Source organism: Aquibium carbonis (assembly GCF_003970795.1).
GTDB classification, from domain to species: Bacteria; Pseudomonadota; Alphaproteobacteria; order Rhizobiales; family Rhizobiaceae; genus Aquibium; species Aquibium carbonis.
Window position 1 is genome coordinate 59,798 of the sequence record NZ_RWKW01000030.1, and the last position, 17,372, is coordinate 77,169.

Sequence of the window (17,372 nt, forward strand, 5' to 3'; positions counted from 1 at the left end):
GGGCTGGGCGCGATGTTCACCGAAGCGACTGATGCCTGCGCAGGATCGATGGCGGCGCCGACGCTGCAAGTCGGTCGCTGGACGCCGGGGCAGGTCTCGGGAAATCCATACGAACAGGCGTTTCGATGAGCAACAACCGGTCCTTTCTCGATACTTTGAATGCGGGTCGACAGCGCCGGACGCACGCGTCGCTGGACGACCTGAATCGCACCCTGGAGGACCTCGAAAACCGCTTCGGTTCCATGCAGCAGGGCCGTGCCGGCCCCGATGGCGCGGATCGGCGCGCCCGTCGCCTGGCAGACACGGTGCCCGCGCGCGAGCCACGAGCCGACCGCGTCTTGACGTCGCCCCCCCCTGAACGGCGCTCGGCCGAAGCGTCGACGCTTGCCAGGAAGGCGGACGACAACGCTGCGGCGATCGGCTCGCTGCGGCGCGAGATCGAACGCTCAAGGCAGCAGGCAGCAGGCGTGGGTTCACTCTCGGGCCTGTCCGAAGAGCTGAAGGCCCTGCGCGAGGACATGCGGCTGCATATGTCCACCGGCATGCGCCAGGAGTTCGACGCGTTGCGCGACGATCTCGGCCGCACCGCCGTCCAGCCGCAAACGGCTGCCGAAGGCCGAGAACTCGCGGCGGAGATGGAGCGTCTTTCGAGCGCCATCAACTCGATGGCGAGCCGCAGCGATGATCGCGGCCTGGAGATGCTTCGTTCCGAAATGGAGCAGGTGCGCGCAACGCTGGCCGAACTGGCTCGCGAGGATACTGTCCGTTCGATCGACGATCGCTGGTCGCAGTTCGAGAAACGCGCGGGCATTCGAAACGTCCCGGACCCGGCCATCCATGCCCTGACCCAGCGACTGGAGCAGATCGGCGAAGCAATCGGCAATCTGCCTGATTCGCGCGCCTTGCGGTCGCTGGACGAGAAAGTGCGCACGCTGGCCACCGCCGTCGACCACTTTTCGCACCAGTCCACCACCCCGGTCCATTCATTCGAGACCATCGAGCAGCGGCTCGACGAAATCTCGCGGGCGATCGTGGCGTCGACCGTTTCCGGCCGTTCCATGCCGGCAGAGCCCTTCGAGCGCATCGAGGCCCGCATCTCGGCGCTGGCCCAGCAGATCGACGACATGTCGTCCGAGGGCGTCGCCGGAGAGCTTCTCGACCGAATGAGCGGCTTGTCGCAGCGCGTCGAAGACATCGCGATCCAGGCAGCGCTTCCCGAAAAGGCGATCGAGCGCCTCGGGCGCCAGATCGGCATCATCTACGACCGGCTGGAGAACGAATCGTCCGGCGCCGAGCGCGAGCGAATCCTCGACAGCCTGGAGCGGCGCTTTGCCGAGATCGCGGCGCTGTTCGAGGAACGGCAGGAGCGCGCCACCGTGCAGGGCCAAGCGCTGATGCGTGACCTGGATCGCCGTCTGGAAGAGATGGCCGACCGTTTCCAGGCAGGCGGCGGCGGTTTGGATGTCGCCTTGCTTCACGCCCTGGACGAAAAATTCGCCGATCTGTCCAATCGGATCGACAGCGCTCGGGGCGAGAGGACCGATGCCCGACTGCTCGACGCGTTCGAGAGCCGTCTCGAGAGCATCGCCAGCCGCCTCGACGAGTCCGTCCGTCGCGCCGGTGATCCCGACCCGATCCTGTTACAGGCGCTCGACGAGCGGTTCGCAGATCTGTCCGATCGCATTGACGGCCGCGCCGACGCGGGAAACGTCTCCGCGCTTCGCGCGCTGGAAGAGCGGCTGGAGACCATTGCCGCCCGGATGGAGGACACGTCGAGGCAGGTCGCCGACATCGATCCGCATTTGATCCTGGGGCTCGAGAAGCAGTTGGCCGGGCTGACCGCCCATTTGTCGCGGCCAAATGCCAACGCGGCCGAGCTGGAGGATATCGCGCCTCGCCTCGATAGCATCGAGCGTTCGCTCTTCGACCAACGCGACGCGATCGTGGCGGCCGCGCAGGACGCGGCGCAGCGCGCCGTGGTCTCTCTGCGCGCCAGCGGCATCGACGACGAGGACGCGGGCGCGCTCGCGGAGGAACTGCGCACGCTGGAGACGCTCGCCCGGAAGTCCGACGAACGCAACAGCCGCACCTTCGAGGCTATCCACGACACGCTGCTGAAAGTCGTCGACCGGCTCGCCTCGCTGGAAATCCGCAACGCCGACATCGCCACGGCCTATCGCAGCCGCATCGACGCGGACGCCGTGCCGTCTCTCGCGCCGCATTCGGACGAGATGCCGCTGGCCATGTCTTCGGCTGCGTTATCGGCTTCCACCACCCTGTCGGGTGTGGCGTCCGCCATCGCTCCAGCGCTCCGCCAGCAACCGCCGCACGTCGCCGCCAAGGCTGCAGCGCAGGCCGCCGCGGCATCCTCCGGTGAAGCGGACCAGCCCGCATCGCCGAAGAAATCTCTCCTCGGTGGTTTTGCCCGCGCCTTCTCCGGACGTAAGGAGGCCAAGGCCGACCCGACGACGCAGCAGGAGCCGACACTGCCGGGAATGCCCGAGCCGCGGCTCGACGACCCGCTGGAGAGCGCGGTCATCGATCAGCCGCTGGAGCCGGGATCCGGCGCGCCAGACCTCAACGCCATCATGCGGCGCGTGCGCGACGAACGCGGAACCGCCGCTCCAAGCACCCCGGACGCGGGCGCGACCGGAAAGGCCGACTTCATCGCGGCCGCCCGGCGCGCTGCGCAGGCAGCCGCGGCGGAAGCGCAGAGTTTCCGCCAGTCGGATGGACCGGATGGCGGCAAGCGAAAGTTCAGCGCCTCCGAGTTCCTGCGCGCCAAGCGCAAGCCGATCCTGATGGCCGCCGCGGCGATCATGATGGCGCTCGCCGGCCTGCAACTCGGCAAGGCCTTCTTCAACGACGCCGTGCAGCTTGCCGACAAGTCGGCCGCGCCGGTCGCCTCCGATGCCTCGTTCGTGGCATCGGCACCGCCGGCCGACCTCTCGTTGCAGAGCGACCAGCCCGACGCGTCGGAAACGAGGACGATCCGTGCCGTCGACAAGCCCGCCCAGCCGATCGCGGAAGCATCGGCCGTCGCTGCACCCCTGCCGGCCATGCCGGAGCCAGACGATGTCGCAATGGACGAAACCGGTTCCGGCGATTTCGAGGCGACTGAGGTTGAGAGCGGCGACGACAGCGGCGAGCTTGCCTCGCTCGGCTTCGAGGCCGCTCCGATCGAGGCCGGACCGATCGCGCTCCGCGAGGCCGCCGATGCGGGGGATCCCAGAGCCATCTTCGAGATCGGAAATCGCTACGACGCAGGTCGCGGCGTCACCGCCGACCGGGCCATCGCGGCGACATGGTACGAGCGCGCCGCCGAGCAGGGCTTTGCGCCGGCCCAGTACCGGATCGGCAATTTTTACGAGAAGGGGATCGGCGTCGCGCGCGACGTCTCGAAAGCCAAGACGTGGTACCAGCTCGCGGCAGCCCAGGGCAACGCCAGCGCCATGCACAACCTGGCCGTTCTCTTCGCCATGGGCACCGACGGGGCCGTGGACAATGATTCCGCAGCGCGCTGGTTCGTCAAGGCCGCGGAACTCGGCGTGAAGGACAGCCAGTACAATCTCGGCATCCTGTCGGCGAAAGGTCTCGGCGTCCCGCAGAGCCTGGAGGAGTCCTACAAGTGGTTCGCCCTGCTCGCGAAGGACGGCGACAAGGACGCCGCCGCCAAGCGCGACGAGGTCGCCAACGCGCTGCGTCCAGAACAGCTTGCCAGGGCGCGCGCCGCCACCGAACTGTGGAAGCCGAAGCCGCTCGCCGAAGACGCCAATGTCGTCGACATCCCGGACCCCTGGCAGGAAAGCCAAGGCACGACGGCCAGCATCGACATGACGAAGGCCGTCATGACCATCCAGCTGATCCTGAACAAGAACGGGTATGACGCGGGCTCCGCCGACGGGGTCATGGGCAGCCGGACGAAAAGCGCCATCATGGCCTTCCAGCGGGACAACGGGCTGGCCCCCACCGGGGAAGTGAACGACGAGCTCGTCAGGATCCTGCTTGCCAAAAAGTGAAGCGGGCCGCTCCGCCGCGGCTTTGCCGCCGCCACCGGCAGACATGTCGCAAACAGCACAGCGGCCTGCGCGAATGATGTTTGACTCCGCCATTTTCCGGGCGCAACAAGCCCTTAATGATCCATGTGTTAGGCTCGTTCGGGTCGGGGCCGTTGCCGTGCGCAACATAGTTGAGTTGGACAGGTGGGCATTTATCTTCCCATCGCGGAAATGTCGGTCAATCTGTTCGTTCTCCTTGCGATGGGAGCGGCGGTCGGGTTCCTGTCTGGCATGTTCGGCGTCGGCGGCGGCTTCCTGATCACGCCCCTGCTGATCTTCTACAATATCCCCCCCGCAATTGCCGTCGCCACGGGCGCGAACCAGGTCATCGCCTCGTCCTTTTCCGGCGCGCTCGCTCACTTCAAGCGCGGAACCATCGACTTCAAGCTCGGGACTGTGCTGCTCGTCGGCGGCATTTTCGGTTCCTCGTTCGGCGTCTGGGTGTTCAAGCTGCTGCGCCAGCTGGGCCAGCTCGATCTCTTCGTCTCCCTTCTCTATGTCGGCCTGCTCGGCACGGTCGGCGCGCTGATGCTCATCGAAAGCGTCAACGCGCTTCGCGCCGCGCGCAAGGGCGACACGACCGGCCTGCGCAGGCCTGGCCAGCACAACTGGATTCACAAGCTGCCGCTGAAGATGCGTTTCCGCGCGTCCAAGCTCTTCGTCAGCGTCATCCCCGTGCTGGTGCTCGGCGCCGCCATCGGCTTCCTGGCGTCGATCATGGGCGTCGGCGGCGGCTTCATCATGGTTCCCGCCATGATCTACCTGCTCAAGGTTCCGACCAACGTCGTCATCGGCACCTCGCTGTTCCAGATCATCTTCACCTCGGCCTATACGACCATCATCCACTCGGCCACGAACCACACCGTCGACGTCGTGCTGGCGCTCGCCTTGATGGTCGGCGGGGTGGCCGGCGCGCAATATGGCGCGAAGGCGGGGCAGAAGCTTCGCGGCGAACAGTTGCGTGCGCTGCTGGCCCTGCTGGTCCTGGCCGTGGCCGTGCGCCTGGCGCTCGATCTCTTCATCCAGCCGCCGAGCGTCTATTCGCTCTCGCCCCTCGTGGTGTTCTGAGCCATGGCGATGCGGCGAACCGCACTCGCGGCAACCCTCTTCCTCTTCGGCAGCCTTGCCGCAGCAGCCCAGGGACCGGTTCCAGGACCGGCGGCGCCGACCGCGCCCACGCCCGGGACCCCCGCCCCGCAGCAAACGCCCGCGACCATCACGGAAAGCATCCAGATCGGCCTTTCCACCGATCGCATCTCGATCACCTCGGATTTTTCCGGCGCCGACCTGACGATCTTCGGTGCACTCGACAACGCCGACCCGTTGGTTTACCGGCAAGGCCGTTACGATGTCATCGTGGTGCTCGAGGGCCCGATGCGTCCCGCGGTGGTACGCAAGAAGAAGCGCATCCTCGGCGTCTGGCTCAATGCCGATTCCGAAACCTTTGCCAGCGCGCCGGCCTCCTATTCGGTCGCCACGACCCGCGCCCTCCAGGACATCACCGACCAGAACAACTTCCGCCAGTTGGCGCTCGGCACCGAGAACATCTACATCGCCCCGATGGACCGGACCGGCGACCGGGCCAAGATCGCCGAGTTCGAGGCCGCGCTTCGCAGCCTCAAGCGCACCAGCGGCCTGTACTCCGAAAACATCGGCGGGGTGCATTTTTTGACGCAGAGCCTTTTCCGCGCCTCGCTGAGGCTGGCGCCGAACGTACCCGTCGGAACGCACAAGGCGCGCGCCTTCCTGTTCAAGAACGGCATCTTCATGAAGGAGAATTCGGCCCAGCTTGCGATCCAGAAGGCCGGTTTCGAACAGACGCTGTTCCGCTTCGCCAACAATCATGGCTTCGCCTACGGCGTGCTCTCGGTGCTTCTCGCCATCGTGACCGGCTGGCTGGGCCGGGTGATCTTCAGGCGCGACTGAGATGGACGAGCGATCCGCCAAACATGTCGAGCAGGAGGCGCGCACCGAAAGCACGGCCCGCTTCCTTGCGCTGTTCGGCTTCGTGCCCATCCTCGTCCTCGTGCTGTGGCTGACGGGGATCGACGCCGAGCACGAAGCGAGAGACGCCACGCTGGCGCTTCTGAAGAGCTACTGCGCCATCATCCTGTCCTTCCTGGGCGGAATCCGCTGGGGGCTGGGCATGGTCTTCGGCAAGGGCGGCACCCCCCGCGATCTGGTGGCAAGCTGCATACCGCCGCTCGTCGGCTGGGGCGCGTTCTTCGCGCCAGAGCCCTACACCTTCGGCCTGTTCGCGGCCGCCTTCGCCGCACAGGGCGCCTGGGACAATTTCGCCGTCCACGCCAGGGTGGCGCCGCGCTGGTACGGCCGGCTGCGGATCCTGCTCACCGTCCTGGTCGCGGCATCCATGATGCTGGCCTTCGTCGCGACCGCCTGAGCCTCAGCCAGGTGACAGCATCTTCCCGTCGACTGGATAGACCTTTCCAGTGCCGAGCATGTAGGCCCGGAATGCATTCCATTCGAAGAGCCGCAGAAAGGCGCGATCGCGCACGTTGAGCACGCCGGTGAGCGCCCCGAAGGCCGGCATGACGAGCCTGCGGCCGTCGGTCGCGAAGCAGGGCCGGCGCACCGAGCGCCCCCGACGGACGATGCGGGCGCCAGGGTGCAGGTGTCCGGCGACCTCGCCGTCGCAGGCGCGCGCGGCCGGCTCGTGCCGGAACAGCAGGTTGCCGACGGCGATTTCGCTCACGGTGCGGCCGGGCAGCCCGGCGGGAGGCTCGGGATCGTGATTGCCCACGATCCAGAACCAGTCGCGGCCGCTCATGATCGCGCCGAGCCGCTGGCGGAACGGCTCGGGCATGTGGCGGGCCCCGACGACGTCATGAAAGGAATCGCCGAGGCTGATGACCGCCGCCGGATCATAAGCCTCGACCACGCGAGCCAGCCGGTCGAGCGTCGCGGCCGTATCGTAGGGCGGCATCATGACGCCGCGCCGCGCGAACGCCGCCCCCTTCTCCAGATGCAGGTCCGAGACCACGAGTAGACCATGGGCAGGAAGAAACAGCGCGCCTGCGGGATCGCAAAGTGCGGCCTCGCCTGCGACGGACACATACGCCGCGCCGCCTTCGATGCGTGTCGCGATGGTCATGGCGTCTCGCCGGTCATCGTTGGCCCGCAGCCTCCTCGATCAATTCGTCGGCCACTTCGGCCAGCAGCATGTCGCTCGTCTCGCCGTTCACCGACTCCTTGCCGATCTCCAGCATGATCGGAACGGCGAGCGGGGAAATCCGATCGAGGGCCTTATGTCTGATTCGCCCCTTGATCCGCGACAACATATCCGACAGCCGCGCCACGTCGAGCAGCCCGGTCGCCGCGTCCGCGCGCGTCGCCTGCATGAGGATGTGGTCGGGCTCGTGGCTGCGCAGGACATCGTAGATCAGGTCGGCCGAGACCGTCACCTGCCGGCCCGTCTTCTCCTGACCCGGGTACCGCTTCTCGATCAGCCCGGCAATCACCGCGCAGTTGCGGAAGGTGCGCTTGAGGAGCCAGCTTTCGGCCAGCCACGCGTCGAGATCGTCGCCCAGCATGTCCTCGTCGAAGAGCGCGGCAAGCGGCGCCGCGCCCGATGTCGCCATGGCGCCCATGTCGCTCAGACCCCAGATCGCCAGCGCATAGTCGCTCGCCACGAAGCCGAGCGGCCGCGCCCCGGCCCGTTCCAGTCGCCGTGTCAGCAGCATGCCGAGGGTCTGATGCGCAAGCCGTCCCTCGAATGGATAGGCGACCATGTAGAAGCGCTGCCCGCGCGGGAAGGTCTCGACCAGCAACTGGTCGCGTTTCGGCAAGGCCGACACGTCGCGCTGCAGCCGCAGCCAGTCCGATACCTGGTCGGGCAGCGCCTGCCAGCGCGCGGGATCCGCCAGCATCGCCCGCACCTGCTCGGCGAGATAGGTCGACAGCGGGAACTTGCCGCCCGCGTAGGAGGGCACCATCGCGTCGGTTCCGGCCGCGTTCGACACGAAGGCCTCGCTCTCGCGGATTCCCTCGAAGCGCAACACCCGGCCGGAGAACATGAAGGTGTCGCCCGGCGCGAGCGTCTCGAGGAAATACTCCTCGACCTTGCCCAGCACCGCGCCGCCGCGCCCCCCTGCCGACCCGCGACCCGACCGGACGTAACGCACGTTGAGCATCGGCGCCTCGATGATGGTTCCGACGTTGAGCCTGTACTGCTGCGCAACCCGCGGATGGCTGACGCGCCACAGCCCCTCCTTCGTCTGCCTTATGCGGGCATAGCGCTCGTAGGTCTTGAGCGCGTAGCCGCCGGTCGCGACGAACTGGACGATCCGGTCGAATATCTCGCGATCGAGCAGCGCGTAGGGTGCGGCCGTACGCACCTCATCGTAGAGTGCGTCGGCGGCGAACGGCTCGGCGCAGGCGCAGCCCAGCACGTGCTGGGCCAGCACGTCGAGCGCCCCGTCGAGAAGCGGCGGCGTGTCCTGCGCGCCGAGATAGTTGGCCTCGATCGCGGCGCGGCACTCCATGACCTCGAAGCGGTTGGCCGGCACGAGGATCGCTTTCGAAGGCTCGTCCATGCGGTGGTTGGAGCGGCCGATGCGCTGGGCGAGACGGCTTGCTCCCTTCGGCGCGCCGACGTGAACCACGAGGTCGACGTCGCCCCAGTCGATGCCGAGATCGAGCGTCGAGGTCGCCACGATGGCCCGGAGCGCATTGCTCTCCATCGCCTTTTCGACCCGGCGCCGCTGAGCCACGTCGAGCGAGCCGTGGTGCAACGCGATCGGCAGGTTGTCCTCGTTGATGCGCCACAGTTCCTGGAACAGCAGTTCGGCCTGGCTTCGCGTGTTGACGAAGAGGAGCGTCGTCTTGTGCTTGCGGATCTCCTCGTAGACCTCGGGCATGGCGTGGCGCGCCGAATGGCCGGCCCAGGGCACGCGCTCGCGCGATTCCAGGATCGAGATCTGCGGCTTTGCGCCGCCAGCCACCGTAATCAGGTCGGCCATCGCGCCCGGCGGGTTCTGGGGCACCAGCCAGCGGCGCAGCGCGTCGGGTTCGGCGACCGTGGCCGACAGGCCGATCGACTGAAGACCCGGCACCAGCGCACGCAGCCTTGCCAGCCCGAGCGAGAGCAGGTGTCCGCGCTTCGAGGTCACCAGCGAATGCAGCTCGTCGAGCACGACGTAGCGCAGCCCCGAGAAGAACCGCGCGGCATCCTTTGAAGCGATCAGCAATGCCAGTTGCTCGGGCGTCGTCAGCAGGATGTCGGGCGGCGACAGCTTCTGGCGCTGGCGCTTGTGGGCGGGCGTGTCACCGGTGCGGGTCTCCATCGTCACCGGCAGGCCGATGCCCTCGACGGGCTTGGTCAAATTGCGCTCGATGTCGACCGCCAAAGCTTTCAGCGGCGAGATGTAGAGCGTGTGAACGCCCCGCTGCGCCTCGCCCGGCCGTCGCTTGCCGCGCAGGGCGAGGTCGACCAGCGACGGAAGGAACCCCGCGAGCGTCTTGCCGGCGCCGGTCGGCGCGATCAGCAGCACCGAGGCACCGCCTTGCGCCAGCGCGAGCAGATCGAGTTGATGCGCGCGCGGTGCCCAGCCGCGCTCGGCAAACCAGCGCAGGAACGGCTCTGGCAGGCGCGGGCCGGCGGGGTCCGGCGAAAAGGCGGGCTGGTCTGTCACGACGGACAGAACTAAAGCAGAACAGGAGTGGAGGGAAGAGCTACGATGCCAACGGCAACATGGTCTCTGACGGGGCGCGGACGCTCGCCTGGGATGCGGCCAACCGGCTGGCGGAGGTCACGGCCGGAGGCGCAGCAGGTCCCGCACGGACGGGCAACCACGGCGGAGGGGACGTCAGCGAAACCGGCCTCACGACCTCGAAAGCCCCGGTGTGGTCCTTCCCGCCGGCTGCCGGGACGGGTCCGTCGGGTTCCATGATCTCGCGCGGACCTCGCCGCATTAACCAGTCTCGTCGCTGTTCTGCCTTGCTTCTTTACGCTCTCCGATCGGCGGCGCTATGGGAGTTCGTCGAAGGAGAATTTTCGATGCACGTTCGCGCTTTTGTTGCAGCTCTGTCGCTCGCCTGTCTGACCGCCACTCCAGCACTGTCCGCCGATCGGGAGGGGTGGCATGACATGACGCAATCGAGCGCACTCGATGCGACCAAGGACATCATGCTCGAGAAGCTGGTTGGCGACACGCTGGATGTCGAAGCAATCAAATCCCATCCCAATGGCTACAACCTGTTCGTCACAGAGATCGATCTGAACGGCGACGGTGCATATGAATATGTCTGGAAGCTGATGTCCGAAGTCTACTGCGACCAGGCAAACTGCCTCCTGCATGGTGTATCGGATCCAGACTTTCGCATGCTCACGGCAGGGCCCATCAGGGAATCTCTGATCGCCTATCGCAATGACGGGTCGGGCGGCTGGCGCGATCTGCTGTCCTGGGGTTCGAAGGTCCATCGCTGGAACGGGACGAGCTATGAAGTGGCTGGACAATTCGCGTTCAAAACGCCCGCCACGCGAGAAGATCACCTGACGGAGAAAACCGAACTCCAGGGGCCTTGGTGGACGGGAGAGTTCAAGGTGCCCGGCTTCTCCGTCGCCGATGCCAGCGGCATCACGGCCACTCGCAACGCCTTCATCTTCTATTGCCGCGAGGATCGCCCCCGCGTCCTGATAATGGGGCAGGTCGCGCCGCGCGAAAACCAGTTGGCGTATCTCACGACCGGTTTGCGGTCATTTTATTCTCGTTATGAAAGAACAGAGGAGGGTGACCTCGAGATCGATCTGAGCGCTGATGCCGGAAGAGCGATCCTGGACCTGCAATATCCGATCTACATTCAACTCGGACGGTCGACCTGGTCGCTGTCTGTAGAGGGCGCGCGCAACGCGCTTTCATCGGCGATCGAAGGATGCTCGTCCCCGGCTTCGCCGCCTATCATGGCAGAGGTCACCACCCTCGTCATCAATGCATCCCGCAGCTTGATCGAGACGATCGATCGATCGATCGCCCTGGGCGGCCAGGGGTTGACGCGGGATCAGGCAGCGGCAACCATCCTCGCGGAATGGGCTGCCGCGCAGCGGGTCGCTGCCTCGCCATTGCCAGGTCAGGCGCCCAACGCCACGACCGGGCAGCCAACAGTCGCGCCGGACGCTCGATAGGCGAGCTTTTCGCGGCGGGCCGACGAGCCCGTACGCAAGACATGTGGCGGCAGCGGCGAAATCGACGCGTCGGACCTTGCCGAGGTCCCTCACGAAGGACGAGCACGCTGTCCAGAAACGTGCGTCAGTTCGGCAGCGCAGCCAGCCCCTCGTCCGGCAATGCCGCATCCTCGCTGACCGGCGTCGAGAGAACGTCCCCCCTGCCCTTCCGCGCCACCACGATCAGTCCCTCGATCGGCTCGCCGCGATCCATGCGGATCGTATGAGCGCGGAGGGAGATGATCGTGAAGCCGGCGGCGGCGAGCAGATCGCGCAGGGGGGCTTCGGAATGGGCGTAGCGGCGCGAAGCGAGCAGGACCATCGGCTCGGGACCATCATGTCGCTCGACCGAGAAGGCGAACAGGCCGGATTCCGGGAGCATTGTGGCGACGGCGGCGACGATGCGCTCCAGCGCCCCCACGTACAGAAAAACGTCGGCCGCCACCACGAGGTCGGCGCGCGCCGCGCCCGGCGCGCCGCCCTGCAACGCCTTTCCAAAGGCCTCCGGATCGAAGGTCTGCAGATCCTGGCGCGAAAGCCGATCGTAGATCCGCTTGCCTTCGGCCTTCTTCAGCATGCCGGCCGAAATGTCGATACCGTCGAGAAAGCTTGCCGCGTGGCGCAGCCGCTCCCCCATCAGGCCGGTGCCGCAGCCAAGGTCGACCACGTGGGCGAAGGCGCGTGCGCCAGCCGCTTCGAGCGCCTCGGCGATGAGGTCCGGGACGCGATAGGCAAGACGCTCCACCAGCGACTTGTCGAACCGGTCGGCATACTGGTCGAACAAGGTCTCGACGAAAGCGCTGGGGGGCGCGTCGATGGCGTGGGCAGCGCCCAGCAGTCCGAGTTTCAGGCTGGCGCCAAGCCGGTCGGCCGGATCGAGCCGCAGCGCCTCGGCAAAGGCATCGGCCGCCGCCGCCCGCTCGCCGGCCGCCTCGCGCATCTCGCCCAATCGAAACCAACCGGCCGCCCAGGTCGGCACGAGGCCGAGCGTATCCGCCAGGAGGTCGGCGGCCGCGGCCATCGCACCATCCGCAAACACCATTTCGGCATAGTCGGCACGCCGATCCGCCGTCAGGTCGCCCGAGGACAATTGTATCGATGCCATGAGAGTTATCCACAGCCCGCGAAAAACGGGCGGGCGGCGGCTTATCCATCAACACGGCCCGGGTTGCAAGGGACCGCGTGACGCGATCACGACGTTCCCAATTCGGATGCACACAAACCAATAGTTGCAGACCAGCCACAAGCGATTTTATTCCCTTGCGGAAGCCGGCGCCCGCTATCGGCCTGTCATCAGCACGGATATGTCAAATGATAACAACTGGTCAGCGTGATTCTGCGCGTACCGGAATGGGTTTAGGGGCAACGAACCACATGATCGACATGACAGTCGGGTCCACTCTCTTTCGTCCGTCGGAAGGTAGAGTGGATCAGAGGCGGACGACGCGTGCGCTGTTGAGCGGGGCCGCCCTTGGAACCGTTTTTCTCGCCCTCGGCATGCCGGCTCCGGCGGAGGCAGCCTGCCTTGCCGACGGGACCACCCTGACCTGCACCGGCGACCTCGGCGCGGGCGTCATCGTGGCCGATCCGATCGAGCGGCTCGAGATCAACGGCGTGACGGCCATGATCGCACCTGCGGAGGGCGTCAGCGGCATCGACTTCCAATCGTCGGGAGTCATCGCGATCGTCAGTGATACGGGCGCCTACCAGATCCTTGCCACCGATGCCGATGGCATTCATGCCGACAGCTGGAATGGCTCCATCACCATAGAACACACGGGCGACATCAGGTCGGTCGGGGGCTATGGCGTTCGCACGATCTCGCTCGCCGGAACGAGCGTGACGGTCGATGGCGACATCGAGGCTTCGCTGGGCGGCATCGTCGTCAACAACGACGACGCGGGCACGACGACCGAAATCAGCCACACGGGCGACATCCTCGTCACCGAAGGTGCGGGCATCTCGGCCGTAACGTCGAGCACACCCCTCGTCGTCGTCAACGAGGGCTCCATCAATGCGTCCGGCGATGGCATCAGCGCCGTCAACACTTCCGAGAGCGGCAGTGTCACGGTCACGCAGACCGGAAACGTCATTGCCGGGGATCGTGGCATCCATGCGGATGCGGCCTTCGGAAGCGTGACGCTCACGAGTGCGGGGAACATCTCGTCCGTCGGCGACGGCATCCAGCTCCTGTCGACCGGTTCCGACGTGACCGCCACACACACCGGCAACGTCACCTCGACGGAAGGCCGCGGCATTTTCCTCGACGCGCCGACGGCCGGTGCAAGCCTGAGCGGCTCCGGCACCATCCAGTCGTACGGTGACGGCATCTTCGCGCAGTCGACCGGTGTCGCCCACTCCACGTCGGTAACCTGGACCGGCAATATCACGTCGGAGATCGGCAAAGGCATCTACGCCTATGCGGCCAACGGCGCCGTCACGGTCCTCTCGGCGGGCGACATCGTTTCGTCAGGCGATTCGATCTTCGCCATGAATGTGAGCACCGATGGGACGGCCGAGGATGTTTCGGTCACCCACACCGGTGACCTCACCTCCAATGCCGGCAATGGCGTCTACGCCTACACCGCAGGCGGCCAGGTCGACGTCACCGTCAACAACAGCATTCTCACCGCATCCGGCTATGGCATCTTCGCCCAGACCAAGGGCACTGCCGTCGACGATGACGTCACCGTCGAATTCAACGGCACCATCGCGCAGAGCTGGATCGGCATCCTGGCCGAGGCGAACACGGGCACCGTTCTGGTGACGAGCAGCGGCGAGATCGCCGCCTGGGACCACGGCATCTGGGCCGCCAACACCGGAGGGGGGAACGTCACCGTCAGCCAGACCGGCGGCATCGACGCTGGCACCGGCCACGCCATCTATGCGTACTCTCCTCACGGCGCGGTGTCGGTCACGGCGACGGGCGACATGTTCCGCTCCGGGATGACCGCCTTCTACGTGGAGACCAAGAGCGGCAACGCCGCCACTGTCAACGTCACCGGCGACATCGTCTCCGGTGACGGCGGCATCACGGCCCTGTCGGCGCAGGGCACCGTGACGGTGACCATGCGCGGCGACATCGATGCGGGCGCCGATGGCATCTATGCCGAGAGCAAGGACAACGACCTCGTGAAGGTCGACACCATCGGCGACATCACGGCCGGCGGCAGCGCGATCTTCGCCGCCTCCTCGCAGGGCGTCGTCGACGTCGACTCGATCGGCAACCTGTCGGCCGGCGGTTATGGCATCTACGCAGCCAATCTCGGCGACAACGTCGTCACGGTGAACAGCACCGGCAACATCGACGCCGGCAACCGCGGCATTCATGCCCAGTCGGCAACGCAAGCCGTCACCATCGTCACCAGCGGCGCCGTGACCTCCGGCTCGGATGCCGTCTTCGCCGAGAGCCTCGGCGGCAACATCGTGTCGATTACAAGCATCGGTAACCTCGTCGCAGGGACCGATGGCGACGGCATCTATGCCTTTTCTGCGACCGGCACCGTGACGGTGACCAGCACCGGCGACATCGACGCTGGCGATGACGGCATCTTCGCGCGCTCGACCGGCGGCCAGGACGTCTCCGTAACCAGCCTCGGCGACATCGGCGCGGGCACCGGTTATGGCATCTACGGATACTCGGCCACCGGCGCCGTGACCATCGGTTCCACCGGCGAGATCGTATCCGGTGACCACGGCATCTACGCGCTCAACCTCGGCTACGGCACGGTGGGCGTCACGCAGGTCGGCGACATCGACGCAGGCGGCAGCGGCATTCGCGCAACGTCGACCGCCGGCATCGTCTCGGTGAGCAACAAGGGCAACATCGACGCGGGTGGCGACGGCATCTACGCGCTGACGCTCGGCTACGAGGCGGCAACGGTCACCAACGAAGGCTACATCGACGCCAATGGCTACGGCATCCACGGCCATTCGGACGCGGGGTCCGTCACCATCGACAACAAGGGCGCCATCTGGTCGGGCAGCGACGGCATCCGAGCCACGACGCTGTCCAGCAGCCTCGTGAAGGTGACACAGCTCGGCGACATCGACTCCGGCGGCTACGGCGTCTTCGTCAATGCGGAGGCCGGCGATGCCGACATCGACACGACCGGCGACATCACCTCCGTCAACCACGGCATCTACGTCCTGACCAATGGCAACACGCTGATCGACATCGACCATCGGGGCAGCATCACCTCCACCAGCGGCAACGGCATCACAGCCACGTCGGTCGCACAGGCGACGATCGACGTCTCCGTGAGCGGCGGAACCGTTTCGGGCGCGCTCGACGGCATCCGCCTGGCGAGCGAACGCGAAATGACGGTGACGGTCGGCGCGGACGCTTCGGTCATCGGCGGGGCCGGCAATGCCGGCGTTCGCTTCGTCGAAGGTCTCGGCATCCAGCTGACGAACCGCGGCTCCATCTCCAACGCCGGCGGCATCGACGAATGGGCGATCGTTTCGGCCCAGAACGACACCACCGTCGACAACTACGGCACCATTGCCGGCAACGTCCTGCTTGGCCCGTGGAGCAATCCGTTCAACAATTTCGCGGGCGCCCTGTTCAACATGGGCAGCACGGTGAACATCGGTGCCGACAGCACTCTCTCCAACCACGGCACGCTTTCGCCGGGCGGGGAAGGCGTTGTCCAGACCACGACGCTGACCGGCATCCTGGTCAACGAGGCGACCGGCACACTGTTGTTCGACGTCGACATCGAGAACGCGACGACCGACCGCTTGAACGTGACCAACACGGCCGCGCTCGATGGAAACCTGCGCCTGAACTTCGTCAGCGCGACTGGCACGCCGGGCTCATACACCATCGTCACGACCGGCGAAGGCGTCACCTCGCAGTCGCTGACGCTTCTGAACCCGTTCGTGCTCGCCGACATTGCCACGGTCAACAACGGTAACGACGTCGAACTGTCGATCCATGGCTTCGACTTCAGCCCGGCCGGCATGAGCGAGAATGCGAGCTCGATCGGCAACGCCATCCAGACCAGCATCCAGGGCAACGGCGCACTGGAGCCGATCGCGGTCGCGCTGCTCAACCTGCAGACGCCGGAGGAAGCCGAGGACGCTTTCGAACAGTTGTCGCCGAACACCTACGTCGCCGACCAGATCGGATCGGTGGATTCGATCGCAACCTTCTCGAACAGCATGCTCAGCTGCCGCATGGCCAGCGGTGAGAACGCCTTCGGCGCCGAGGGCGAATGCGCCTGGGGCCGTGCGGTCTACAGCGCCTACGATCTCGCCGCGAATGGCGATAATTCGGGCTTCAACAGCCGTTCGGTGGAGATGATGGGCGGCGTGCAGGTGGCGGTCCCGGACACGGCCTGGCGTCTGGGCGGATCGGTCGGGTTCCAGGCGTCCGAACAGGACGGCAACAATGGCTCGTCGAGCGAGGGCAGCAGCTTCACCGTCGGCGCGGTGGCGAAGTACGCGCCCGGCCCCTATCTGTTTGCGGCCTCCGTCGCCGCGTCTCGCGGCAACTACGACACGCTGCGGCCGATCGACATCGGCAACTTCACCGACCTGCTGTCCGGCGAGACCGACGTGACGACCGTGAGCGGTCGCCTGCGCGCGGCCTACACCATGGAACAGGGTGCCTTCTACCTGCGCCCGATGGTCGATGCGTCGGCGACCTATGTCAGGACCGGCGCCTTCACCGAGACGGGCGGCGTTGCCTCGTTGAGCGTCGGCGCGGTCGAAAACACCGTTCTGGCGCTGATGCCCGCCATCGAGATCGGCGGCCAGGTCTCGGTTGGGGAGGACATGCTGCTGCGACCCTACCTGCGTGGCGGCGCAAGCGTCTATTCGGGCAACGAGTATTCGCTGACCGGCAGCTTCACCGCCGATGGCAATGCGGCAGCGCCGTTTACCGTGACGTCATCGTCCGAAGACGTTCTCTGGACCGTGTCGACCGGCGTCGATCTCCTCAGGGGAGACGTCGGAACCCTGCAGATTTTCTACGAAGGGGCCTTTGGCGAACACACCACGATCAATTCGGGCGGCGCCAAATTCAGCGTCAACTTCTGATCGGCAGGCACCATCTCATGACGATAGGTACTGAAGTTGACCCTGGCGGCACGGTAGCGGTACCCACCGCCGTCGGGCGTGCTTTCGGC

Annotated in this window: 9 protein-coding genes; 6 read left to right on the top strand and 3 right to left on the bottom strand. The window is 66.2% G+C overall.

Annotation, left to right across the window (positions count from 1 at the left end; genetic code table 11):
- Positions 1-125: 125 nt before the first annotated feature.
- From EJC49_RS08320 to EJC49_RS08335, 4 genes are all read left to right on the top strand, one after another.
- A complete protein-coding gene (locus EJC49_RS08320) occupies positions 126-4,019 on the top strand; it encodes a peptidoglycan-binding protein (RefSeq protein WP_126699168.1) in 3,894 nt (1,297 codons plus the stop codon).
- 183 nt (positions 4,020-4,202) lie between these two features.
- Positions 4,203-5,126 (top strand): sulfite exporter TauE/SafE family protein, encoded by a 924-nt coding sequence (locus tag EJC49_RS08325; RefSeq protein WP_126699170.1) that lies wholly within the window; start codon positions 4,203-4,205, stop codon positions 5,124-5,126.
- Positions 5,127-5,129: 3 nt separating this feature from the next.
- Positions 5,130-5,984 (top strand): TIGR02186 family protein, encoded by an 855-nt coding sequence (locus tag EJC49_RS08330; RefSeq protein ID WP_126699172.1) that lies wholly within the window; start codon positions 5,130-5,132, stop codon positions 5,982-5,984.
- A 1-nt stretch (position 5,985) separates the two neighbouring features.
- Positions 5,986-6,459: a DUF3429 domain-containing protein gene (locus EJC49_RS08335; protein WP_126699174.1), complete on the top strand. Its 474-nt coding sequence runs from the start codon at positions 5,986-5,988 to the stop codon at positions 6,457-6,459.
- A gap of 3 nt (positions 6,460-6,462) precedes the next feature.
- Here EJC49_RS08335 and pdeM read toward each other — a convergent pair whose 3' ends face one another.
- Positions 6,463-7,170 (bottom strand): ligase-associated DNA damage response endonuclease PdeM, encoded by a 708-nt coding sequence (gene pdeM, locus EJC49_RS08340; protein WP_126699176.1) that lies wholly within the window; start codon positions 7,168-7,170, stop codon positions 6,463-6,465.
- Positions 7,171-7,183: 13 nt separating this feature from the next.
- On the bottom strand, positions 7,184-9,718 hold the full coding sequence (locus tag EJC49_RS08345) for a ligase-associated DNA damage response DEXH box helicase (protein ID WP_126699178.1): 2,535 nt from the start codon (positions 9,716-9,718) through the stop codon (positions 7,184-7,186).
- A 356-nt stretch (positions 9,719-10,074) separates the two neighbouring features.
- Between EJC49_RS08345 and EJC49_RS08350 the strand changes: the two genes are divergently transcribed.
- Positions 10,075-11,199: a hypothetical protein gene (locus EJC49_RS08350; protein ID WP_126699180.1), complete on the top strand. Its 1,125-nt coding sequence runs from the start codon at positions 10,075-10,077 to the stop codon at positions 11,197-11,199.
- Between the two features lie 124 nt (positions 11,200-11,323).
- On the opposite strand, the gene EJC49_RS08355 is transcribed toward EJC49_RS08350, so the two are convergent.
- Positions 11,324-12,343 carry a class I SAM-dependent DNA methyltransferase gene (locus tag EJC49_RS08355; RefSeq protein ID WP_126699182.1) on the bottom strand — a complete coding sequence of 340 codons (1,020 nt, stop codon included), beginning with the start codon at positions 12,341-12,343 and terminating at the stop codon, positions 11,324-11,326.
- A 320-nt stretch (positions 12,344-12,663) separates the two neighbouring features.
- Here EJC49_RS08355 and EJC49_RS08360 point away from each other — a divergent pair, with 320 nt between their 5' ends.
- Positions 12,664-17,283, top strand: coding sequence for an autotransporter domain-containing protein (locus tag EJC49_RS08360; protein ID WP_126699184.1), 4,620 nt, complete (start codon positions 12,664-12,666; stop codon positions 17,281-17,283).
- Positions 17,284-17,372: the final 89 nt, after the last annotated feature.

Bases quoted from the DNA above. Each gene is read 5' to 3' on its own strand.
- EJC49_RS08320 (WP_126699168.1), top strand. From the start codon at position 126: ATGAGCAACAACCGGTCCTTTCTCGATACTTTGAATGCGGGTCGACAG.
- EJC49_RS08330 (WP_126699172.1), top strand. From the start codon at position 5,130: ATGGCGATGCGGCGAACCGCACTCGCGGCAACCCTCTTCCTCTTCGGC.
- EJC49_RS08335 (WP_126699174.1), top strand. From the start codon at position 5,986: ATGGACGAGCGATCCGCCAAACATGTCGAGCAGGAGGCGCGCACCGAA.
- pdeM (WP_126699176.1), bottom strand. From the start codon at position 7,170: ATGACCATCGCGACACGCATCGAAGGCGGCGCGGCGTATGTGTCCGTC.
- EJC49_RS08350 (WP_126699180.1), top strand. From the start codon at position 10,075: ATGCACGTTCGCGCTTTTGTTGCAGCTCTGTCGCTCGCCTGTCTGACC.
- EJC49_RS08355 (WP_126699182.1), bottom strand. From the start codon at position 12,343: ATGGCATCGATACAATTGTCCTCGGGCGACCTGACGGCGGATCGGCGT.